This is a genomic window from Alloalcanivorax marinus (assembly GCF_016785095.1).
GTDB lineage: Bacteria > Pseudomonadota > Gammaproteobacteria > Pseudomonadales > Alcanivoracaceae > Alloalcanivorax > Alloalcanivorax marinus_A.
On the sequence record NZ_JAEKJB010000004.1, the window covers coordinates 40,514 to 62,380 of the forward strand.

Consider the following 21,867-nt stretch of genomic DNA (forward strand, 5'->3'; position numbering starts at 1 on the left):
AGCTGATCGCGGCTGAAGCTGCTCCTACCGGGTATGGAAGCCACCGTAGGAGCGGCTTCGGTCGCGATCCGGCGCTCAAATCCCGCTATTGCCCGTGGCGTTTGGCGGTTTCCAGGAACACCAGTTCCTCGGCGGTGCTTTCCCGACCGAGAACCTGGTTGCGGTGCGGGAAGCGCCCGAAGCGCCGGATGATCCGCGAATGTTCTTCCGCTGCTTTCAGGCTGTGCCCGATGGCGGCCCGTGCCACCTCCGGCGCCCGTGCCTGGATGTCCCGGTAGCAAGCCACCGACCGTTTCTGCAGGTCCTCATCCTCGGCGTGCATCAGCGGCATGCAGAAGAACACTTGCCCGGCCCAATCCAGGCGCCGGTCCATGCCCGTCGACAATCCTTCCAGGCACAGAGTGGCGCCCCGATGATCGCCGGCGAAGGCATCGGCGGTGCCCCGGTAAATGTTGCGGGTGAACTGATCCAGCAGCACGATCAGCGCCAGCCGCGAGCCGGCTTCCCGTTCCCAGTCCACCAGTTCCCGCTGCAAAGCGGCCCGCACCCGGTCGCCGAACCGTTCCTCGATCTCCGCGTCTCGGCCCGGGGTGCTCTTGAACCAGCGCCGGCTCACCGACGCCGGCGGCCAGTCGCCGCCGTCGTCGCCAAACCAGAAGGTGAGGACGTCCTGATGGGGGGCGCTCAGATCCATGGGGCGGCTCCTTCCTGGAAGGTCACGGGCGGTGGGCAGGTCATTCGCAGGCCTCATCGGGCAGCGCGGTCTCGATCACCGGCCAGGCATTGTCCAGCAACCGGGGCTGCGCCTCGGCGGTGGGATGGATGCCGTCGCCCTGCAGTTGCCCGGCCTCCACCACGCCGTCCAGCAGGAACGGCAGGAACGGCACCCCGGTCTCTTCGGCCACGTCCTGGAACGCGCCCTCGAACAGGCGGGTGTAGCCCTGTCCGTAGTTGGGCGGGATGCGCATGCCCAGCAGCACCGCCTCCGCGCCGGCTTCACGGCTGAGGCGTATCATGGTGGCCAGGTTGTCCGCCAGCCGGCGCGGCGGCAGACCGCGCAGGCCGTCATTACCGCCCAGCTCGATGACCACGGTATCCGGCTGGTGGCGTTCCAGCAGCTTGGGCAGACGCACCCGGCCACCGTCGCTGGTATCGCCGCTCACCGAGGCGTTCACCACCGGTAACCCGGAACATTGCTTATCCAGACGCTGTCGGAGAAGCTGTACCCATCCCTGCGTTTCGTCGATGCCATAGGCCGCGCTGATGCTGTCGCCCAGCACCAGCACCCCTTCGGCGCGCACGATGGCGGGCACAATCAAACAGATTACGATCAGCAGGCGTCCCAACATATGGCTTCGACTCCGGTACTCGACGCGCGTCAACTTAGCAAAACGGTTCCCGCCCCGGAAGGCACGCTTACCCTCCTCGATGATATCGACCTGACGCTGAACCCTGGTGACAGTATGGCCATCACCGGGCCGTCCGGTTCCGGAAAATCCACTCTGCTGGGCCTGCTCGCCGGCCTGGACGTGCCCAGCGGCGGCGAAGTACGGCTGCGCGGCGAGCCTTTCAGCCGCCTGGACGAGGACGGTCGGGCGGCATTGCGCGGGCGCTATTGCGGTTTCGTATTCCAGGCGTTTCATCTGGTTTCCGACCTCAACGCCGTGGAGAACGTCATGCTGCCGCTGGAGATCACCGGCGCCGACCGGGCCCGGGCGCGGGCCCGTCACTGGCTGGAGCGGGTTGGCCTGGCGCACCGCGAGCGCCATTTTCCCGGCCAGCTGTCCGGCGGCGAGCAGCAGCGGGTCGCCCTGGCCCGAGCGTTCGCCCTGGAACCGGACCTGCTGTTCGCCGACGAACCCACCGGCAGCCTGGACCGGGCCAACGGCGAACAGGTGGCGAGCTTGCTGTTTGACCTCAACCGGGACCATGGCACCGCCCTGGTGCTGGTCACCCATGACCCGGCCCTCGCCGCCCATTGCGCCCATCACCATGAGCTGGTGGAGGGCCGTCTGAGTGTTTGATCCACGATTGCTGATGCGCCCCTGGCGTTCCGGCGCCTTCCGCATCCAGGCCCTGGCGCTGCTGGTGGCGTCCCTGGCGATCGCCGCGGTGGTGCTGATGCGCGGCGAGTTGGACCACCGCTTCGCCAACCGCACCGCCGAGGCCATTGGCGGTGACCTGATCCTGGAAGGCAGCCAGCCGGCCGGTGACGGGCAGGTCGCGCTGGTGGCGGACCGGCCCCATTCCCAGGTCACCCGTTTCACCACCGTGCTGGTGCGCGACGACACCTTCGTGCTGGCCAGCGTCAAGGCGGTGGACGACGGCTACCCGCTGTTCGGCGCGCTCACCGTGGCCGACCAGCGCTTCGGCGATCCCTACCCGGCGGCCCATGGACCGGCTCCCGGCGAGGTGTGGCTGGCCGGCACCGCCCTGGACCGGCTTGGCCAGGCCACCGGAGAGTTCATCACCGTGGGCGACCGCGCCCTGCTGGTCAGCAAGGTGCTGATCCGCGAGCCGGACCAGGGCGCCGGCTTCTACAGCATGAACCCGAGGCTGATGATGAACCGGGCGGACGTGGCCTCCACCGGCATTCTCGGCCCGGGCACCCGGGTGCGCCATGAACTGCGCATCGCCGCCCCCGGCGACGCCCTGGACACGGTGGCGGAGGCGCTGCGCCCGACCCTGGCGGTGAACCAGGAAATCGACACCCGCGACGATGCCGGTCTGCGCTCCATGGGCCCGCTGCGCCAGCTCACCCTGTGGGGGCAACTGGCGGTGATGATGGTGGTGCTGCTGTGCGGCGGCGCGGTCTACCTGGCCGCCGGCGTGCGCGGCGCCGAGCAGGCGCGTCGCTGCGCGGTGATGAAGACCTTCGGCGCCCGCCGTCGCCAGATACTTTCCCGGGTGCTGGGCCGCGAACTGGTGGCGCTGCTGCCGTCGCTGCTGGTGGGGCTGGCCCTGGCCGCCGGCGCTTTCCTGGCGCTGCGGCAATGGCTGGGCGACGAACTGGCCTGGCGACCGCCCTGGCACACCTGGCTACTGCTGGGCCTGGCGCCGTTGGTGATCTGGGCGGGCTTCGCCCTGCCGCGCCTGTGGCGGCTGGTCCATCTGCCAGCCAGGGAAATCCTCGGCGACAGCCCGGAAGCGCCCTCCGCCCGGGCCGGCCTGAACCTGGTCGGCGCCCTGCTGGCGCCGGTGCTGGTGGCGATGATGCTGTCAGGATCATTGATGGATCTGGGCCAGTTGCTGGCGCTGATGGTGACGGTGGCCGTGGGGCTGCCACTGCTGCTGTGGATGCCGCTGCGCCTGGCGGACCGGGCCGGCCAGCGCTGGCCCCTGGCCGCGCGGCTGGCCCTGCGCCGGCTGTCGCGGCGACCGCTGACCACCCTGCCGATGCTGGCCGCCATGGTGCTGGCCCTGGCGATCATGTCGCTGGCCACGCAGGTCGGCCGGCAACTGCTGGCGGACTGGCGCGACCGGTTGCCGGAGCAGGCGCCGAACTACTTCGTGCTTAACCTGTTCGACCAGGATCTGGACGCTTTCCGCGCCTGGCTGGACGATCATGGTGCCCGCGTGCCCGGCTATTACCCGGTGGTACGTGGCCGGCTCACCGAAATCGATGGCCAGCCGGTCCGCGAGGCGGTAACCAAGGAAGAGGACGAGGACGATCAGGGCCAGCGCGCCCTCAACCGGGACCTGTCACTCACCGAGGCGGACGCCCTGCCGGAAAGCAACCGGACCCTGGCGGGGCGCTGGCTCGGCGACCGCCCCGGCGAGGTGTCGGTGGAGTCGGAACTGGCGGAGTCCCTGGGCCTTGAGGTGGGCGACCAACTGACCTTTACCGCCCAGGCCGGTGACCTGACCGCCACGGTGGTAGGCCTGCGCGAGGTGGACTGGGAAAGCTTCGAGCCCAATTTCTATTTCATGTTCAGCCCGGGCACCCTGGACGGCCAGAGCCGCTACTGGCTGACCAGTTTCTATCTACCCGAGGACCGCGCCACGGAACTGCCGGCGCTGATTCGCCAGTTTCCGCAGATCACCCTGCTGGACGTGAACGCCCTGCTCGACCAGGCCCAGGCGCTGATCGCCCAGGCCAGCCGCGCGGCCCTGGCCCTGGCGGCGCTGCTGCTGGCGGCCAGCGTGCTGGTGATGGCGGCGGCCTGGCTGGCCGGCGGCCAGCAGCGGCGCAAGGACGAAGCGCTGCTGCGGGTGCTGGGGGCACGCAGCGCCCTGTTGCGGCGGGTGGCGGTGCTGGAGCAGTTGCTGCTGCTCGGCGGCGCCGCCCTGTTCGCCCACCTGCTGCACTTGGCGGCGCTGGTGCCCCTGGGCATCAAGCTGTTCGACGGCGACCTGCCGTTGTCCGGCTGGATTCTGCTGCCCTGGGCGCTGGTCGTGCCCATGCTGGTCCTGGAGGCGGCGCGGCCGCGCAACCAGGAGCGCCCAATGGCGCGCCTGGCCGGCTGACGGCGCCGGCGGTTAGAGCCGGTTGGCGATGCGCTCGCCGGCCAGAAGCCGGAAGCTGATCAGCGCCGCCACGGCGCTGCCCGCCATCAGGGCGGTCATGGGCAGCGGCGTGCCATCATGGATCATGCCCAGCCCGGTGCCGATCAGGCCGGCCAGAAGAAACTGCAGGCAGCCGTTGAGCCCGGTGGCGGCGCCGCTGTCCCGGTCGAAATAGGCCAGGAAGCTGGCCAAGGCGTTGGGAATCGCCAGCGCCGCCATGCCCGCCACCAGCATGATCAACGGCACCGTGGTCCACAGGGTCAGGTGGCCGCTCAGCGTGAGGCCCAGCAGCACCAGGGCGGCCACCGCCTGGATCAGCACCGCCACGCCCATGATCACCGGGCTGTCATGGCGGCGCAGCAACAGCACGTTGACCCGGTTCAGGCCGAGCATGGTGACCACGTTGGCGCCGAACAGCAGCGGGAACTCCGACTCGTCCATGCCGAAGTACTCGATGTACAGGAAGGCGGCGTCGGTGATGAAGGTGAACATGGCCGAGAACACCAGGCCGTTGGCGAGGATGAACCCCATCGCCTTGCGCTGGCGAAGCACCCGCCCGTAGGCGGCGAACATGCGGTGGCGCAGCGGTTCCTCCGCTACCTGGGGCGTCACCGTGGGCAGCGCGAAACGCAGCATCAGCCCCACCACCACGGCGTAACCGGCCAGCATCACGAAGATGCTGGGCCAGCCGGACAGCTTGAGCAGCGCGGCGCCGATGGCCGGCGCCAGCAGCGGCGCGATGAGCAGCACCAGGCCCACGGAGGTGAGTACCCGGGCCGCTTCCCGACCGTTGAAATGATCGCGCACCGAGGCGGCGGCGATCACCACCGTGGCGCCGCCGCCGAGCGCTTGCACCACGCGCAGCAGGTAAAGCTGCTCCACGGTACGGCAGATACTGATCGCCAGGCTGGCGAGAATGAACACCACCAACCCCACGTAGGCCACTGGCTTGCGACCGAAGTGGTCCGACAGCGGACCGCCCAGCCATTGCCCCAGGGCCACGCCGATCACATAGAAACTGACCGAGAGTTCCACCCGGTGCACCGCCACGCCGAAGCCCTCCGCCATGGTCGGCAGTGCCGGCAGATAGGTGTCGATGGCCAGCGGCCCAAGGGCCACCAGCGTGCCCAGCATGAGCGCCAGGCGCAGCGGAGAAATCGCGGACATGAATCGTTTCCCGGGAAACCAGTTCAGAGGGAGGGCAAGCCTATCATTCAAGTGCCCCCGGTGCCCGCTTTGACGCGCTTTTTATCAGATTTTGATCGCTTCAAAACAAAGGCTTGCGGCGTTCCGGGTTGGCTGGGACCATAGCCGCATTCTCGAGACAAGGAAGCCCATGGAACTTTCCGCTCCCTTCCAGCTGGCGCTGATTACCGTGGTCGCCTTTCTGTGCCAATGGGCGTCCTGGCGAATCAAACTGCCGGCGATTCTGCCGTTGCTGATCTCCGGCTTGTTGCTCGGCTCGGTGGGCGGACTGATCCAACCCCTTGAGTTGTTCGGCGACCTGTTGCTGCCGGGGGTGTCCCTGGCGGTATCGATCATTCTGTTCGAAGGCGCCCTGACCCTGCGGTTCGATGAGATTCGCGGCCTGGAGAAGACGGTACGCCGGCTGGTGACCTGGGGTGCCCTGATCACCTGGGGCGTGGTGACCCTGGCCGCCTGGGGGCTGCTCAAGCTGCCGCTGGGGCTGGCGCTGCTGTTCGGCGCCCTGGTGGTGGTCACCGGCCCGACGGTGATCGTGCCGTTATTGCGCAGCGTGCGGCCCAAGGCCAACATCGCCCGGCTGCTGCGCTGGGAAGGCATCGTCATCGATCCGCTGGGCGCGATCCTGGCGGTACTGGCCTATGAGCTGGTGGTGGCCACCGGCCAGCAAGGCGCCCTGCTGCATGGCCTGTGGCTGTTCTTCCAGGCGATCGCCGTGGGCGCCGTGATCGGTACCGTGGTGGCCTTCATGCTGAGCGCCCTGCTCAGCCGCCATCTGGTGCCGGAATACCTGCGCAGCTTCCTGGTTCTATCGGCGGTGATCGGTGAATTCGTGCTCGCCAATGGTCTCAGCGAGGAATCCGGCCTGGTGGCGGTAACCGTCACCGGCATCGTCATGGCCAACCGCAAGGGCGTGCGCACCGACGACATTCTCCACTTCAAGGAGAACCTGTCGGTGATGCTGATCTCCGGTCTGTTCATCGTGCTCGCGGCGCGCCTGGAAATGGACCAGTTGCTCAGCCTCGGGGCGTCCGCCCTGCTGGTGCTGGCCATCGTGCAGCTGGTGGCCCGGCCGCTGTCGGTATGGGTGGCGACCCTGGGCAGCAGCCTCAACTGGCGGGAGAAGGCACTGCTGGCCTGGATCGCGCCGCGCGGCATCGTCGCCGCGGCGGTGTCGGCGCTGTTCGCCCAGCGACTGGAGGAAAGTGGCGTGGCCGGTGCCGACCTTCTGGTGCCCCTTACCTTCATGATCATTATCGGCACGGTGGCCCTGCAGAGCGTTACCGCGCGCCCGCTGGCGCGCTTGCTTAAAGTGGCGGAGCCGGGGCCGCGCGGCTTCCTGCTGATCGGCGCCAACCCGGTGTCCCGGGCCATCGGCAAGGCCCTGCAACAGAACAACTTCCCGGTGCTGCTGATCGATTCCAACTGGGAGAGCATTCGTTCCGCGCGCATGGACGGGCTGAGTACCTTCTATGGTAATCCGGTGTCCAGCCACGCCGACCAGCACCTGGATCTGGTCGGCTATGGCAAGCTGCTGGGGCTGAGCCCGCGACGGGAACTGAACACCGTATCCACCATGCGCTACCGGCTGGAATTCGGCGAGCCCAACGTCTACAGCCTGCCCTGGGTGAGCGAGAAGGAAGACAAGCACGAGGTGGCGGCGCACCATCGCGGCGCCACCCTGTTCAGCAACGAGGCCAGCTACGCGCGACTGGCCAGCCTGATCAGCCAGGGCGCGGAAATCCGCCGCACCCGGATCACCGAGGAATTCGACTTCCAGGCCTACCTGGCGGTGGAAGACCGCCAGGTGTGGCCGCTGTTCGCCATCGACCCCCGCGACCGCATCCATGTATTCACCGCCGAGGCGCAGCCGGAACCGCGCCCGGGCTGGTCGGTGATGGCGCTGATCAAGGATGATGCCAAGGAAGAACGGGTCTCCGAAAAGGCCTCCGAAAAAGCGTCGGAGAAAGGCGCCGGCAAGGGCACTGATCGCGGCTGAAGCCGCTCCTACTGGAGAGCTGTAGGAGCGGCTTCAGCCGCGATCGGCCCTGGAAGGCGATCTCCTTCAGGGATGTGTTTCCTCGCCGACCGCGTTGAACGAATCGATCAGCCCGCACACGCGACCGTCGTCCAGTCGGCAATCCGGGGCGTGCTCCCAGGCGGCCATGGCGGCGCGCATGCGCTCGCTGAGGCCGCTCAGTTCACGAATCCGGTCCTCCACCTCGCTCAGCCGCGTCTCGATCAGCTTACGCACCCGGGGACAGGGTGCCTCGCCCCCTTCCGACTCCTCGATCAGCTCGCGCACGTCGCTCAGGGTGAAGCCCAGGCTGCGCGCCTTGAGGGCGAAGCGCAGGCGGCGCAGATCGTCGCCACCATACAGGCGGTAGCCGTTGCCCGGATCGCGGCGCGGCCGCAGCAGGCCCAGGTCGGTGTAGTGGCGCACGGTTTCGGCGGTGGTGTCGGCCCGGCGGGCCAGGTCGGTGACGCGCATGGCATTACCCCGGTGTTGGCATCGGCAAAACCCCAGTGTAACACCGGGCTTTCAATACTGGCCCGGGTAACCGGTGGCGTGGCGGATGGAACGGTACAGTGGCGCCAGGCGCGGATAAAGCCGTCGGTATACACGGCGGTAAAGACGGTCATAGAGCGCGCCAGGCACCGGGCGCGGCGTGAAGGTCTCGCCACGGCGCGTCATGGCCGCCACGGCGGCGCCGTGGTCCGGGTACAAGCCGGCCCCCACCGCGGCGTTGATGGCGGCGCCCAGGCCGGAGGTCTCGAAGGTGTGCGGTCGCACCGCCGGCAGGCCGAACAGGTCGGCGGTGATCTGCATCACCGCATCGCTCCGCGAGCCGCCGCCGGACACTCTCAATTCCCGTACCGGCGTGCGGTTCCGTTTCTCCAAGCGCTCCTTGCCGTCGCGCAGGGCGTAGGCGATGCCCTCGATGATGGCCCGGTACAGGTGGGCGCGGGTGTGCACGTCGCCGAAGCCGATGATGGCGCCCTTCGCCTCCGGCCCCGGAATGCGCACGCCCGGATTCCAGAATGGCTGCAGGGTGAGCCCCATGGCGCCGGGAGGCGATTGCTCCAGCAAGCGCTCGAAAAGGTGCTCCGGGGTCACCCCCAGGCGCTCCGCCTCGCGAACCTCCTCGGCGGCGAACTCGCGCTTGAACCAGTTCACCATCCAATAACCCCGCTGCACGATGATCTCGGAGTTGTAGCGCCCCGGCGCCGCCGCCCCATAGGCCGGCACGAAGGGAATCGGCTCCACGAAATGCTCGTTGCAGGTGTTGAAGGTGGCCGTGGTCCCGTAGCTCAGATTGCCCACCTCCGGGCTGAAGGCGCCGGCGCCGAGTACCTCGCAGGCCTTGTCGGCACCGCAGGCGATCAGCGGCAGCCCCTCTGGAATACCGGTGTCGGCGGCGGCGCTGGCGGTGATCGCGCCGAGAGAGTGGCCGGGGCCCACCAGCTCCGGCAACTGCTCGCGGCGCACGCGCAGGGCGCGCCATTTCATATCCGTCGGAGCGGCCCAGTCCTGGCGCTTGAAATCATAGGGCAGATAGCCCACCTGGCTGGCGGTGCAGTCACGGCGCTGGCCGCACAACTTCCAGGTCAGGTAACCGGACAGCAGCAGGAAATAACGGGTGCTGGCCCACAGCTCGGGCTCGTCGGCGGCCAGCCAGTTGCATTCCGCCTTGGATTGAAACTGGCGCAGGGTCTCGCCCTGCCCCAGCGCCGCCACCGGCCAACGCCAGTACCAGGGCAGACGCGGATAGTCCCGGGTGCGGCGTTGATCAAGCCAGATCACCGCCGGTCGCAGCGGCCGCATGGCCTGATCCAGGCATACCACGGAGGCGCGCTGGGTGGTGAGCGCCACCGCCACCACCCGCTCGCGCAGCGCGCCGTGCTCCGCCCACAGGCCCTGGCAGGCCCGCGCCAGTTGCGCCCAGAAGTAGTCGGCGTCCTGCTCCGCCTGCCCCGGACCGGTGTCCCGGTAGGCCTGGATCGGCTGCTGATGACGCGCCACCAGCTCGCCGGCGGTGTCGAACAGCATGGCTCGCGCGCTTTGCGTGCCCTGGTCCAGCGCCAGCAGCAGTGGCGCCGGCCGGGCCGGGGCGGTGCTCACGCCGCTGCCCGCTCCACCGGCGGCACCCCATAGAACCGGGCCCGCAGGTCCTGGTAGCGGGCCCACTCCTGCCCCCAGCGGGTATCGTCCCAGCCCAGCAGCTCCGCGCTCAGGTGACGCAGGCGTTCCGCCAGGCCCTCGCCGCCATCGCGGCGCAGCAGGCCCAGACGGGTGCGCCGCAGCAACAGATCGTCCAGGTGCACCACCGCCTCGTTCCGCAATACCCAGCGCAGCAGGGCGTCGTCATCCTGGGCACCGTGCAGGAAGGCATCCACCTGGGGCGGCGCCTCCGGTAAGGGGCGGAACAGAGGCGCATTGCTGCGCCGCGCGCGGCGTGCCGATCGAGGGTCCAGCAGGCCGGCGGCGGCCAGAGCGTCCAGGGCGATCAGGCGGAACGTGGTGAGCTTGCCGCCACTGACCGTGACCAGGCCGTCGCGTTCCCAGACCGCGTGATCCCGGCGTTCCTTGGAAGGGTCCTTGCCGTCTCCGGAGGCGATCACCGGGCGCACCCCGGCCATGGTGGACAGCACATCGTCGCGGGTCAGCCGGGCGGCGGGAAACTGGCCGTTGACCAGCTCCAGCAGGTAATCCACCTCGGCGCCGCTGGCGCTGGCCTCCAGGTCCAGATCATCACCGTGATCCAGGTCCGTGGTGCCCACGCAGGTGACCCCTTCCCAGGGAAACACGAACACCGGCCGGCCATCCCGGGGGTGCATCACGGTAAGGCAGTCGTCCACCGGCAAGCGCTGGGGATCAACGAACAGGTGGCTGCCGCGCAGCGGGCGAATGCGCGGGCCCTGGCCGTTGTCATCCCCGAGGCGGTTGGCCCAGGCGCCGGTGGCGTTGATGACCACCGGCGCGCTCAGTTCTCCCTCCTCGCCGGCTACTTCGTCCCGGACCAGGACTCGGGTGACGCCGTCGTCCCGGCGGGTACCGGTAACGCGGGCGTAATTGAGGCTTTGGCCGCCGGCCCGGGCCGCCTCGAGCAGGCAGCGGATCACCAGGCGGCAATCGTCGGTGAGCGCGTCGGTGTAGCTCATGGCGCCGCTGAGGCCGGTGTCGTCCAGGCCCGGTACCCGGCGCAACAGCTCCTTTCTGGACAGGAACCGGTGGTCGCGGATGCCGGCCAGGAAATCGTACAGGGACAACACCGCGGTCATTGGCCAGCGACCGGGGAAGCGGCCCTTGCGCAACGGGAACAGATAGGTGGCGCGCTCCACCAGCCCGGGCAGGTCGCGCAGCAGCCTTTCCCGTTCGCGCAGCGCGTCGCGGGTCAGCCGCACGTCGCCCTGGGCGATGTAGCGCAGCCCGCCGTGCACCATCTTCGAGGAGCGGCTGGAGGTGCCCCAGGCGAAATCGCGCTGCTCCAGAAGCAACGCCTTGCGGCCCTGCCGGGCGGCTTCCAGTAGCACGCCGGCGCCGGTGATGCCGCCGCCGACCACGATCAGATCCCACTGTTGTCCGGCCAGGTCGGCCAGGGTCGGGCGCTGTGCCAGCATGTTCTCAGTCCTCCAGGAGGCAGCCCGGATTGAGCCGCCCTTGCGGGTCGAAATGGGTCACCAGGTCACGCAGGGCGGCGAGGCCCCGCTCGCCTTTCTCGTGCACCAGCCAGGGAGCGTGGTCGCGGCCGACGCCGTGTTGATGGCTGATGGTGCCGCCGTTGGCGACGATGGCGTCGCTGGCGGCCTGCTTCATCGCCCACCAGCGTCGCCGGGTGCCTTGGTAGTCCTCCGAGCAGCGGAACACATAGGTGGTGTAGATACTGGAACCCTGCGCATACAAATGCGACAGGTGCGTGAATACGTGTGCGGTTTCGCCATCGCCGGCGTGATCGCGGATCGACTGCTCGATGGCCGCCACCGTGCGCGGTACCTGGCCCCAGTCCACGCAGGTCTCCAGGGTATCCACCGCGTAGCCCCGTTCCCAGAGGCCGTGGCGCAAATACGGGGAACGGAAACGCGCCTCCTCCCATTTACGGCCCAGGGCCCGGCCGGCGGTCACCCCACCGGCGGCGCGGATGGCCCGGCGTGCCTCGGCCAGGGTCCGGCGGCAATGGGCTTTGTCGCCGGTGACGCCGAAGGTAAGCATGCATTTGCGTTGTCGCGGCTGGCCGCGCAGGGCCAGATAACGTTCCAGGGCCGCCACCAGCCGTTCGTGGCCGGCCAGGGTAAGCTGGGTGCGGGTTTCCTCGGCGTTGGAAACGCGCACCATGGACAGCGGCACCCGCGCCTGCACCAGGTGACGGGCCAGTAACACGGCGCTGTCCCAATCCGGCAGGAAGGCGACATGAAACTGCTCGTCCTCGGGCAGCGGGCTGACCCGCGCCTTGACCTCGGTGATCACCCCCAGGCGGCCTTCCGAGCCCATCACCATCTCACGCAGATCCGGGCCCGCGGAGGACGCCGGAATGGTGGGCAGGGTCAGGGTACCGGTGGGCGTTTCCATCCGGCCGCCGGCGAACAGCTGCTCGATGCGTCCGTAGCGCAGGGATTGTTGACCGCTGGAGCGGCTCGCCACCCAGCCCCCCAGAGTGGAAAGCTCCCAGGATTGGGGATAGTGGCCGAGCCGGTAGCCCCGCTCGGCAAGCTGGCGTTCCACGTCCGGGCCGGCGGTGCCCGCCCCGAAGGTGGCGATCTGGCTGGCTTCATCCAGGTCGGTGAGGCGGTTGAGCTTCGCCAGGCTGAGGGTCAGCACCGGGCGCTCACCGGCACGGGGATTGATGTGCCCCGCCACCGACGTGCCACCGCCGTAAGGAATCAGCAGCAGGTCCTGGTCGGCGCACCAGTCGAGCAGTTCGCGTACCTGATCGCTGCTGTCCGGAAAGGCGACGCCGTCCGGAAACACTCCGAAGTCCCCGGAGCGCATCGCCAGCCAGTCGGCCAGGCTTTGCCCGCGGGCATGCCGCAGCCGGGTCTCCGGGTCCGTGACCACCAGCGGGTGGTCCGGCAGGCGGCTGGCCGGCACCGTGGCCAGCACCTGCCGCAGATCCGCGTCGGCGAGCCGCCGGCCGGCACCCAGGCGGGCCTCCAGAAAGGCGGCGCCGGTCGCTTTCAAGGGATAGTCGTTGGCGCTGTCGCCCCAGCCGTTCCAGCGTCGCATGCGGTCGGTTCTCCTGCGGTGGCCGCGATAAAACCTCGATGATAGTGCCCGGGCGGCATGCTTTCACTGGCCTTGGCGGACAAAAATGGACTTTTAAGGACAAGGCGCCCCGCTTCGGGCCCAGGTGAGGCAACGCCGGTCTCATTCCCAGGCTACGCGACTTTACCGATTTTTACCGGCTGGCTATGGTTTCGCCTCCCCGGTGGGCTAAGGTGAAGCCACCGGAAAACAAAGGATCTAAGGAGCGACAATGAAACGTCTTGCCGGAAGCCTCATGCTGGCGGGGGCCGTGACCCTGGCCGGCTGTAGCACCATCAACCCGTACACGGGTGAGAAACAGACTTCCAAGGCCACCTCCGGCGCCGCCATCGGCGCGGTGAGCGGTGCCCTGCTGGGGATCGCCACCTCCGACAACGCCAAGGAGCGCAAGGAACGGGCACTGGCCGGTGCCGGTATCGGCGCCATCGCCGGCGGCGGCGTGGGCTACTACATGGACACCCAGGAAGCCAAGCTGCGTCAGAAACTGGAAGGCACCGGCGTATCCGTGACCCGTCAGGGCGACCGCATCATCCTCAACATGCCGGGTAACGTGACCTTCGCCACCGACAGCACCGCCGTGCAAGGCAACTTCCGCCCGGTGCTGGATTCCGTGGCCGAAGTGCTCAAGGAGTACAAATCCACCATGATTCAGGTGGCCGGCCACACCGACAGCACCGGCGGCGAGCGTTATAACCTGCTGCTGTCCCAGCAGCGCGCCCAGGCCGTGTCCCAGGTCCTGCAGGGCTTCGGCGTGCAGGCGGTGCGTATCGACACGGTCGGTTTCGGCGAAACCCAGCCGATCGCCGACAATGGCACCGCCAGCGGTCGCCAGCAGAACCGTCGCGTTGAACTGACCCTGATCCCCTACGAGAAGTAAGCCCCACCAGCAGGGGCGGCGCCCGCCGCTCCTGCTATTCCGCGATTATTCCGCGATTATTCCGCGGCGTCCTCCACCGGCACTTCCTCGATCTGCTTTTTGGCGCGCAGCCGCCATACCAGAAACGCCAGCGGCACCATCAACACCACCACCAGCATGTACGGGAAGCGGTGATCCACCGAATAGAGCCCGGTTCCCACCAACGGCCCCAGCACGAACCCCAGGGACGGACAGGCGCTCGCCAGGCCGGCCACCCTGCCCTGCTCCTCGCTGGCCACCCGAAGACTGGCCAGGGCCATGATGGCGGGCATCCCGAAACCGATCCCCAGCCCCACCAGCATCACCGCCGCGGTCATGCCGATGCGGTTATCGAACACCCACAGCAACCCGGCGCCGACGCCGATGGCGGGTACCGCCACCGCCAGCAGCACCAGCGCCGGGGCCCGCAACCACTGCACGACGAGCAACTGGCCCAGCAGCGAGGTTATCGCCGCCGCCATCATGGTGGTGCCCAGGGCGCCGGCGGCCTCCGCCGGGCTCATGTGCAGCGCGTCCTGGAACAGGAAACCCAGGGTTTGCTGGATCAGCGCCAGGCACATGAACAGCACCACGCCGGTGACCAGAAGATCACGGAAACGGCGGTCGCCATAGGCGCGCAGCCCGGTGGCAAGCACCGCGCGCACGCGCTGGTCAGCGGGCTGGCCCCGGTACGGCGAAGGCGGCAGGAAAAACATCACCGCCAGGGCCATCAGCCCCACCAGGGCCGCCACCAGATACAGCGGCAGCACCAGGGACACCGCGGCCAGCATGCCACCCACGCCGGGGCCCAGCACGGTGCCCAGATTGTTGGCGGCGCCAATGCGGGCCATGCCCCGGGTACGGGCCTCCGGGGTGGTGATGTCGGCGGTGTAGGCCGCCGCCGAGGGGGGCGTGGCGGCCATGATCAGCGCCTGGGCCATGCGCGCCACCACCAGGAGGGCAAGCAGCGCGCCGCCGGCCAGCAACCCGGTGAGGCCAAGGTGGAAGATCACGCCGAAGATCAGCGTGCCCACGGCGTAGCCGCTCAGGCCGATGATCAGCACCGGACGGCGCCCGCGCAGTTCGCTCAGATAGCCCCAGATCGGGCTGGCCAGGGCGAACGCCAGGGACGAGCAGCTGATGATCAGGCCCACCTGGATTTCCGCCAGCCCGGCGGCGCGGCCCAGGGAAGGTAGCAGAATGAACACCAGGGTCTGGCCCAGGGCGGTGACGCCCACGGCCCCCAGCAGCAGGGCCTGGGTCGGGCCGGGGGCGAGCGAGGGGTTCAATTGTTTTCTTCGGAAAGCAGGAAATGGGCCCGGGCGATGGTGATCGGCTCTTCCCGGCGCTTCTGCCAGGCGCTGATGTGCACATTGGCGATACGCCGTCCCAGGCGGGTAATTCGGCATTCCGCGAAAGTATCGCGGAACAGCCCGGCACGCAGATAATCGATGGTGAAGTCGATGGTCTTGGGCACCTTGGGCTCGCCCATTTCCAGCAGGATGAAAATGATCGCGGCCTGTTCCATGAAGCCGGCCACCGCGCCGCCATGCAGCGCCGGCAGCGTCGGGTTGCCGATATTGTCCGGATTCTTGGGCAGGATAAAGGTGAGCTCCTCTCCCTGAACACGCAGTTCAATGCCCAGGAAGCGGGCGTAGGGCACCCGGTCCACCAGATCCTGATAATCCGCCTTGCCGTGCCGGCAGGCTTCGATCAGCGCTTTGAGGCTCTCGGTCATCAGGACACCACCCGGCCGTTCTTGTCGATTTTCATACGCGTGTAGGTGGCCAGCCCGGTGGCCACCGGCTCGCCGTCTTCCTTGCCTTCCTCCCAGGTGGTCAGCCTGACGAAGGTGACGTGCTCGGTGAGTCGGTAGCAGGCGGCATGGCAGATCACCGCCTTGCCCGGCGTCGGCGCGTGCAGGTGATCGACCCGGAAGTCGATGGTCGGGGTGATCTCGAAGTTCGGGTACAGCCGGCAACTGTTGGCCATGCCACCGGCCTGGTCCATCATCGCGAAGATGGCGCCGCCATGCAGTACGCCGGTGTCCGGATTGCCGACCAGATCCTCGCGCCAGGGCAGGCGCACGCGCACGCCCTCTTCCTCGGCGCTGAGCACTTCCATGCCCAGGTTGCGCGAGTGCTTTACCGTTTCCAGGGAACGGTTGCACACATCCATTCGGGTGTAGGGAATCTTGGAATCCGTCACGGCGGCCAATGCTCGGTTACTGCGGGCCCGGCAAGATTACCCCCTCGTTTCCACAGGTTCAATTGGCGAGAGGTTGCATGGCGCCACGCCCATCCCTTACCCGCTCCACCCGCGCGCTGCGTCACGCCATCGAGCGGCGCAGGCATCCACGGCGGTTCATTCAGACCGACAAGACGCCCTGGGAGGAAATCCATCGCGACGGCATCATGGCGGTGCGGCATTACAGCCTGCCTCCGATGGCCGAGGTGGCGGTCGGCCAGGACACCGTGCCGGTGCGTCGGGACAAGCACCGGCTGCCGCTGATTCTGGTGCCGGCGCTTGGCATTCACTGCTGGACCTTCGACCTGATGCCCAACCGCTCCATGGTCCGTTACCTGATGGCACGGGGCCATGATGTCTATCTGATCGACTGGGGCCAGCCTTCCCAGGCCGATCGGGAGTTGGACCTGGACACCTACGTGAACCGCTGGTTGCCGGAGGCGGTGGCGGCGGTGCTCGCCGACAGCGGCGCCGAGCGGGTCAATCTGCTCGGCTATTGCATGGGCGGGCTGCTCAGCCTGCTCTATCTGGGCGGACACCCGGGCGCCCCGGTGAATAGCCTGGCGACCATCGCCAGCCCGGTGAACTTCCACAAGAGCGGCCCGTTCGGCAAGGTATTCAGCCTGGCGGCGATTCCCGCCATGCAGGTCCACGACTGGTTCCAGTTCCGACTTGAGCCGCTGGACAGCAAGCTGTTCCATATCCCCGCCAACCTGTTGTCATGGGGATTCAAACTCACCAACCCGCCGGGGCTGGTGCAGTCCTATATGGACCTGGTACGCAACATCGGCGACCGCGACTACGTCACCGAGTACATGACCATGGGCCAGTGGTTCAACGACATGGTGGATTATCCCGGCGCCGTGGTGCGCGAGGTGATCGAGAAGATGATCCTGGCCAACAGCCTGGCACGCGGCCGGTTGACCATCGGCGAGCGGCGGGTGGATTTCGGGCGCATCACCCAGGACCTGCTCGCCTTCGGCGGCGCCAGCGACCGTATCGTCAGCGTGCGCGCCGCCAAGGAAGTGCTCAAGGTGGTGGGCAGCCGGGACAAGCGTTTCGAGGTGGCCCCGGGCGGTCATGCCGGAGTATTCGCCGGCGGCAAGGCACCGGCGCATTGCTGGCGGGTCATCGCGGACTGGCTGGCGGATCGGGCGGACTGATCAGTCCGCCGGGGTGATGGCCGCGTCCAGGTTGTCGCTCATCCGCTGGCTGTAGCGGTACACCAGGAACGGCACCGCGTCGTCGCCGAACTTGACCAGGGAACCGCGCACGAACTCCCATTTCAGCCGTGACTGCTCCAGGGCTTCCTGCAACGGCGCATTGCCGCGATGGGCCGCCTGGGCCCGTTTCAAACGCTGCTCGAACGCATCCAGTTCGGCGCGAAAGGCGTCCTGGTCGGCGTCGCCGCCGGCCACGATGCCGGTGTAGGTGGCGGTGAGCCGTTGCAGATCGGTGATCAGCCGTTGCACGTCGTCGTAATCACCGCTTTGCCCACCCTCGAAGGCGTCCAGCCGTTCGGCGACCCGTGCCGGTACCTCATCGAAACGAGCCGGCTGGCCTTCTCCGGTGGGGTCCAGCCGTGCCCATTGCGCTTCGAGATCGGCGACCAGCGCCTGTTCGTCCTCGTCCCCGGCGGTGCCGGAAAGCGCGCTCAGAGTGGTGGCGGCGGTGCTGGCGGTTTTATTCAGGGACTGACCGTAGCCCTGGTCGCCATCCATCAAGGCAAGCATGTGGTGGTCGGTGCTGATCCGCCAGAGCTGGCGTTCGAAGGTTTCGAGCTGGGCGCGCGCCAGCGCCGCCTGGCCCAGGGCCGGCAGCAACAGCATGGCGAGCAGGGCTCCCCGCAGCAGGGTGGGCATAGAATCTCCTAACCACTTGTCGTTATTGTCCGCCGGTGGCGGATAAGCTCGCGCAAGATAGTACAACGCCACCCCTTTTACCAACTCAGCGCGTGTTCAATTCCTGATACAGCGCCTCATATTCCTCGGTCAGTTTGTGACGGGGATTCCAGTTCACCAGCGGCGTGGCCCGCTCGTGGGACTCACGCATGGCGACGCTGGCGGACAGCCGGCTGGCCAGCATGGGCAGGCCCTCCTCCTCGAGCGCCGCCACCAGTTCCTGGGGCAGCCGCGCACGGGGCTGGAACTGGTTCACCACGATGCCTTCCAGGGTCAGGTCCTCGTTGTGGTCCTCGCGCACCTCCTGAATGTTTTCCAGCAGCGTATAGAGTGCCTTGCGCGAGAAGGCGTCGCAGTCGAACGGGATCAGTACCCGCTCGGCGGCGATCAGCGCCGACAGGGTGTAGAAATTGAAAGCCGGCGGCGTGTCCACGTAGATGTCGTCAAACTCCCGGGCCAGGCTCTTGAGCAGGCCGCGCAGTTTATAGATCTTGTGTTTGGATTCCAGCAGGTGCTCGATCTCGCCCAACTCGCCGTCGGAGGGCAGCACATAGAGGTTCTCGAAGCGGGTGGCGTGCACGTAATCCCGGGGGGCCTTTTCCTTGAGCTTGAAGGACAGCGTCTGGCCGAAGAAGGTGCCGATGTTGGGCGTGGGGCCGCTTTCATGCTGATAGGCCGCCATGCCGAGCAGGTACTGGCTGGCGTTGCACTGGGGGTCCAGATCCACGACCAGGGTCTTGCGGCCCCGGGCGGCGCCGATCGCCGCCAGGTTCACGGTGATGCTGGATTTGCCCACGCCGCCCTTCTGATTGAACACCACTCTGCGCATCCTCTGCTCCTCCGCGCGCCATCATCGAAAACCGTTCGTCCGATCATACACATCGGCCCACGCGCCTCCCAGGCCGCCGCGCCCACCGCCCACGTCGGCGGGATAGTCCACAGAAACTGTGGATAACATCGTTAACAACCGGTTGAAGAGGCTCGCTGGCGCCATGATCCCGGCGTGCCGCGCGGATTGATCGTTCCGTGGCCAGGACGGCGGCAATTGGCGGTGGACGCCGTCGGGTCGACGGTTCAGTATGCGATAAACACCATGTTTACCAAGGAGCATGACCATGTCCGTCTCGCCTCTTGCCCGGGTTCCCGACGGCAGCGCACTGAAACCGGTGCCCGGTGATCGCGGCTGGCCACTGATCGGCAATACCCTGAGCAGCATGCGCGACCCGGTGGGCATGCTGCGACAACGGTACGACACCTATGGCCCGGTGTCGTGGACCTCCCTGTTCGGCCTGCGCATGGTCCAGTTGCTGGGCCCGGACGCCAACCAGTTCGTGCTGCTCAATCGCGACAACCTGTTCTCCAACCATGGTGGCTGGGACTTCTTCATCGGTCCGTTCTTCCATCGCGGGATCATGTTGCTGGATTTCGAGGAGCATCGCTGGCACCGGCGCATCATGCAGCAGGCGTTCACGCGACCGGCCCTGGAGGGTTACCTGGCGCGCATGAGCCCGCGCATCGGCGAGGGGCTGGCGCGCTGGCCGGACGGCCCCGTTCTGGTGCTGCCCCGCCTCAAACAACTGACCCTGGATCTGGCCACGGACGTATTCATGGGCAGCGAGCTGGGCCCTCGGGCCGAGCGCATCAACCAGGCCTTCGTGGATACCGTGCGCGCCGGCACCGCCCTGCTCCGTTTCCCAGTACCGGGCCTGCGCTGGTCCCGGGGGCTGAAGGGACGGCGGGTTCTGGAAGCCCTGTTCCGCGAGGAGATTCCCGCGCGCCGTGCCGGCAGCGACAGCGACCTGTTCAGCGCCCTGTGCCACGCCACCACCGAGGACGGCGAGCGCTTCTCCGACGACGACGTGGTCAACCACATGATCTTTCTGATGATGGCGGCCCACGACACCACCACCATCACGCTGACCAACCTGTTCTATCAACTGGCGCGGAATCCGGGTTGGCAGGAACGGCTACGCGCGGAAAGCCGGGCACTGGGCAAGGACGAGCTGGATTACGGCGACCTGGAGGCGCTGCCGGGCATTTCCCTGGCCATGAAAGAGGCCCTGCGCCTGTGCGCGCCGGTGCCTTCCTTGCCCCGCCGCACGGTGCGCGACGCGGAGTACCAGGGCCATTACATCCCGGCGGGCACCTTCGTTACGGTGGCGCCCTACTTCACCCATTACATGGAGGAGTACTGGCCGGACCCGGAGCGGTTCGATCCGGAACGTTTCGCGGAGGGACGCCGGGAGGACAAGGTGCACCCCTACGCCTGGGTGCCGTTCGGCGGCGGCGCGCACAAGTGCATCGGGCTGCATTTCGCCGAGATGCAGGTCAAGGCGATTCTGCACCGGGTGCTGTTGCGTTGGCGCTGGTCGGTGCCCAGCGGCTACGAAATGCCGGTGGACACCACCAGTTTGCCGGTACCCAAGGACGGATTGCCGGTGACCTTGGAGCGCTCACCGTAGGAGCGGCTTTAGCCGCGATCAGCGGGTGACGGTCTCGCCTTCTCGCAGGGTCACGAACTCCTCCGCCGAAGTGGGGTGGATTCCGATGGTGCGGTCGAAATCCGCCTTGGTGGCGCCCATTCGGATCGCCACCGCGAAGCCCTGGGTGATCTCCGAGGCTTCCTCGCCGGCCATGTGCAGGCCCACCACCCGGTCGCTGGCATCGTCGACGATCAGTTTAACCAGGGTTTTTTCCTGGATATCGCCCAGGGTATAACGCATGGGCCGGAACCGGCCCCGATAGACGCGCACGGTGCCGAAACGCTCCAGGGCCTCCTCCTCGGTGAACCCCACGGTGCCAATATTAGGATGGCAGAACACCGCCGTCGGCACGTCCCGATAATCCAGCGGCCCCTGCGGCTTGTCCTTGGCGAACAGATGAGCGGCCAGCCACATGCCCTCGGCCAGGGCCACCGGTGTCAGTTGCAGGCGGTCGATCACATCACCCAGGGCGTAGACGCCGTCCAGGGAAGTCTGCAGACCCTCATCCACGCGCACCGCGCCGTTGTCGGCGGTGTCCAGGCACACGCCCTCGGCGAGCAGATTGTCCAGGCGCGGGACCCGGCCAGTGGCGTAGAACACCTCGTCGACCAGCAGCTCACCGCCGCCGTCGAGGCGCAGCACCCGCCGGCCATCCCGTTCCTCGATGGCCGCCACGTCGGTGTTGAAGTGCAGCTTCACGCCGCTGGCCCCCATTTGCTCGGCCACGAAGGTGCGCACATCGTGGTCGAAACCGCGCAGGAACAGTTCGCCGCGGTAGAGCTGGTGCACGGTGACGCCAAGACCGTTGAGGATCGACGCGAACTCGCTGGCGATATAGCCGCCGCCCACCACCGCCACGGTGTCCGGGAGCCGGTCCAGGTAGAACAGGTCGTCGGAGATGCGCACCTTGTCGTTACCGGGAAAGTCCGGTACGAACGGTTTACCGCCGGTGGCGATGAGGATGCGTTCGGCATCGAGTTGGACGTCGCCGTCCACGCTCACCCGACCGGCGCCCTCGATGCGACCGTGGCCTTCGAAGACGGTGACGCCGGCGTTGTCCAGCAGGCGCCGGTAGATGCCGTTGAGCCGTTCGATCTCCCGGGTCTTGTTGTCGCGCAAGGTGGCCCAGTCAAAGGACCATCCCTCCACGGTATAGCCGTAATCGGCGGCGAGCCGGAATTCATCCGGGAACCCGGCGCCGTAGGCAAACAGCTTCTTGGGCACGCAGCCCACGTTCACGCAGGTGCCACCGAAAAAACGCTCCTCGATGATCGCCACCCGGGCGCCGTGGCCGGCGGCCATGCGGGCGGCGCGCACACCGCCGGAGCCGGCGCCGATCACCACCAGGTCGAAGTCGTTAGCCAACGGTCT

General features: G+C 67.6%; 19 protein-coding genes. 6 read left to right on the forward strand and 13 right to left on the reverse strand.

Annotation, left to right across the window (positions count from 1 at the left end):
- Positions 1-85 precede the first annotated feature (85 nt).
- Positions 86-694, reverse strand: coding sequence for a DUF924 family protein (locus JF515_RS04870; RefSeq protein ID WP_203101563.1), 609 nt, complete (start codon positions 692-694; stop codon positions 86-88).
- Positions 695-734: 40 nt separating this feature from the next.
- Positions 735-1,349, reverse strand: a complete 615-nt coding sequence (locus tag JF515_RS04875; RefSeq protein WP_203101565.1) for an arylesterase — start codon at positions 1,347-1,349, stop codon at positions 735-737.
- Between JF515_RS04875 and JF515_RS04880 the strand changes: the two genes are divergently transcribed.
- Both JF515_RS04880 and JF515_RS04885 read left to right on the forward strand, forming a co-directional pair.
- Positions 1,350-2,024 carry an ABC transporter ATP-binding protein gene (locus JF515_RS04880; protein WP_203101574.1) on the forward strand — a complete coding sequence of 225 codons (675 nt, stop codon included), beginning with the start codon at positions 1,350-1,352 and terminating at the stop codon, positions 2,022-2,024.
- A complete protein-coding gene (locus JF515_RS04885) occupies positions 2,017-4,467 on the forward strand; it encodes an FtsX-like permease family protein (protein WP_203101575.1) in 2,451 nt (816 codons plus the stop codon). Before JF515_RS04880 ends, JF515_RS04885 begins: the two co-directional genes overlap by 8 nt.
- A 12-nt stretch (positions 4,468-4,479) precedes the next feature.
- Here JF515_RS04885 and JF515_RS04890 read toward each other — a convergent pair whose 3' ends face one another.
- Entirely contained in the window at positions 4,480-5,673 is a 1,194-nt protein-coding gene (locus JF515_RS04890) for a multidrug effflux MFS transporter (RefSeq protein WP_203101576.1), read from the reverse strand.
- A 169-nt stretch (positions 5,674-5,842) separates the two neighbouring features.
- Here JF515_RS04890 and JF515_RS04895 point away from each other — a divergent pair, with 169 nt between their 5' ends.
- The gene (locus JF515_RS04895; RefSeq protein ID WP_203101577.1) at positions 5,843-7,708 is read left to right on the forward strand and encodes a cation:proton antiporter; all 1,866 of its coding nucleotides are present in this window, start codon (positions 5,843-5,845) and stop codon (positions 7,706-7,708) included.
- 66 nt (positions 7,709-7,774) lie between these two features.
- Here the strand turns inward: JF515_RS04895 and JF515_RS04900 are convergent, their stop codons facing one another.
- The 4 genes from JF515_RS04900 to JF515_RS04915 are packed head-to-tail and all read right to left on the reverse strand — an operon-like array spanning position 7,775 to position 12,931.
- Positions 7,775-8,200: a MerR family transcriptional regulator gene (locus JF515_RS04900; protein WP_203101578.1), complete on the reverse strand. Its 426-nt coding sequence runs from the start codon at positions 8,198-8,200 to the stop codon at positions 7,775-7,777.
- 51 nt (positions 8,201-8,251) lie between these two features.
- Positions 8,252-9,832 carry an FGGY-family carbohydrate kinase gene (locus JF515_RS04905; protein WP_338015169.1) on the reverse strand — a complete coding sequence of 527 codons (1,581 nt, stop codon included), beginning with the start codon at positions 9,830-9,832 and terminating at the stop codon, positions 8,252-8,254.
- Complete coding sequence (locus JF515_RS04910) at positions 9,829-11,331, reverse strand: glycerol-3-phosphate dehydrogenase/oxidase (RefSeq protein WP_203101579.1); 1,503 nt, start codon at positions 11,329-11,331, stop codon at positions 9,829-9,831. The genes JF515_RS04905 and JF515_RS04910 overlap by 4 nt, the downstream gene beginning before the upstream one ends.
- Positions 11,332-11,335: 4 nt before the next feature.
- The gene (locus JF515_RS04915) at positions 11,336-12,931 is read right to left on the reverse strand and encodes an FAD-binding oxidoreductase (protein ID WP_203101580.1); all 1,596 of its coding nucleotides are present in this window, start codon (positions 12,929-12,931) and stop codon (positions 11,336-11,338) included.
- Between the two features lie 250 nt (positions 12,932-13,181).
- Here JF515_RS04915 and JF515_RS04920 point away from each other — a divergent pair, with 250 nt between their 5' ends.
- Positions 13,182-13,847: an OmpA family protein gene (locus JF515_RS04920; RefSeq protein ID WP_203101581.1), complete on the forward strand. Its 666-nt coding sequence runs from the start codon at positions 13,182-13,184 to the stop codon at positions 13,845-13,847.
- Between the two features lie 56 nt (positions 13,848-13,903).
- Here the strand turns inward: JF515_RS04920 and JF515_RS04925 are convergent, their stop codons facing one another.
- The 3 genes from JF515_RS04925 to JF515_RS04935 are packed head-to-tail and all read right to left on the reverse strand — an operon-like array spanning position 13,904 to position 16,073.
- Positions 13,904-15,154 (reverse strand): MFS transporter, encoded by a 1,251-nt coding sequence (locus tag JF515_RS04925; RefSeq protein WP_203101886.1) that lies wholly within the window; start codon positions 15,152-15,154, stop codon positions 13,904-13,906.
- The gene (locus JF515_RS04930) at positions 15,151-15,603 is read right to left on the reverse strand and encodes a PaaI family thioesterase (RefSeq protein ID WP_203101583.1); all 453 of its coding nucleotides are present in this window, start codon (positions 15,601-15,603) and stop codon (positions 15,151-15,153) included. The genes JF515_RS04925 and JF515_RS04930 overlap by 4 nt, the downstream gene beginning before the upstream one ends.
- Complete coding sequence (locus JF515_RS04935) at positions 15,603-16,073, reverse strand: PaaI family thioesterase (RefSeq protein WP_338015170.1); 471 nt, start codon at positions 16,071-16,073, stop codon at positions 15,603-15,605. Before JF515_RS04935 ends, JF515_RS04930 begins: the two co-directional genes overlap by 1 nt.
- A gap of 77 nt (positions 16,074-16,150) precedes the next feature.
- Between JF515_RS04935 and JF515_RS04940 the strand changes: the two genes are divergently transcribed.
- A complete protein-coding gene (locus JF515_RS04940; protein ID WP_203101585.1) occupies positions 16,151-17,275 on the forward strand; it encodes an alpha/beta fold hydrolase in 1,125 nt (374 codons plus the stop codon).
- Here JF515_RS04940 and JF515_RS04945 read toward each other — a convergent pair whose 3' ends face one another.
- The gene (locus JF515_RS04945; RefSeq protein ID WP_203101586.1) at positions 17,276-17,974 is read right to left on the reverse strand and encodes a hypothetical protein; all 699 of its coding nucleotides are present in this window, start codon (positions 17,972-17,974) and stop codon (positions 17,276-17,278) included.
- An 85-nt stretch (positions 17,975-18,059) separates the two neighbouring features.
- Positions 18,060-18,842: a ParA family protein gene (locus JF515_RS04950; RefSeq protein ID WP_203101587.1), complete on the reverse strand. Its 783-nt coding sequence runs from the start codon at positions 18,840-18,842 to the stop codon at positions 18,060-18,062.
- A gap of 286 nt (positions 18,843-19,128) precedes the next feature.
- Between JF515_RS04950 and JF515_RS04955 the strand changes: the two genes are divergently transcribed.
- Entirely contained in the window at positions 19,129-20,475 is a 1,347-nt protein-coding gene (locus JF515_RS04955; RefSeq protein WP_238400865.1) for a cytochrome P450, read from the forward strand.
- An 18-nt stretch (positions 20,476-20,493) separates the two neighbouring features.
- Here JF515_RS04955 and gorA read toward each other — a convergent pair whose 3' ends face one another.
- The gene (gene gorA, locus JF515_RS04960) at positions 20,494-21,861 is read right to left on the reverse strand and encodes a glutathione-disulfide reductase (RefSeq protein WP_203101591.1); all 1,368 of its coding nucleotides are present in this window, start codon (positions 21,859-21,861) and stop codon (positions 20,494-20,496) included.
- Between the last annotated feature and the right edge of the window lie 6 nt (positions 21,862-21,867).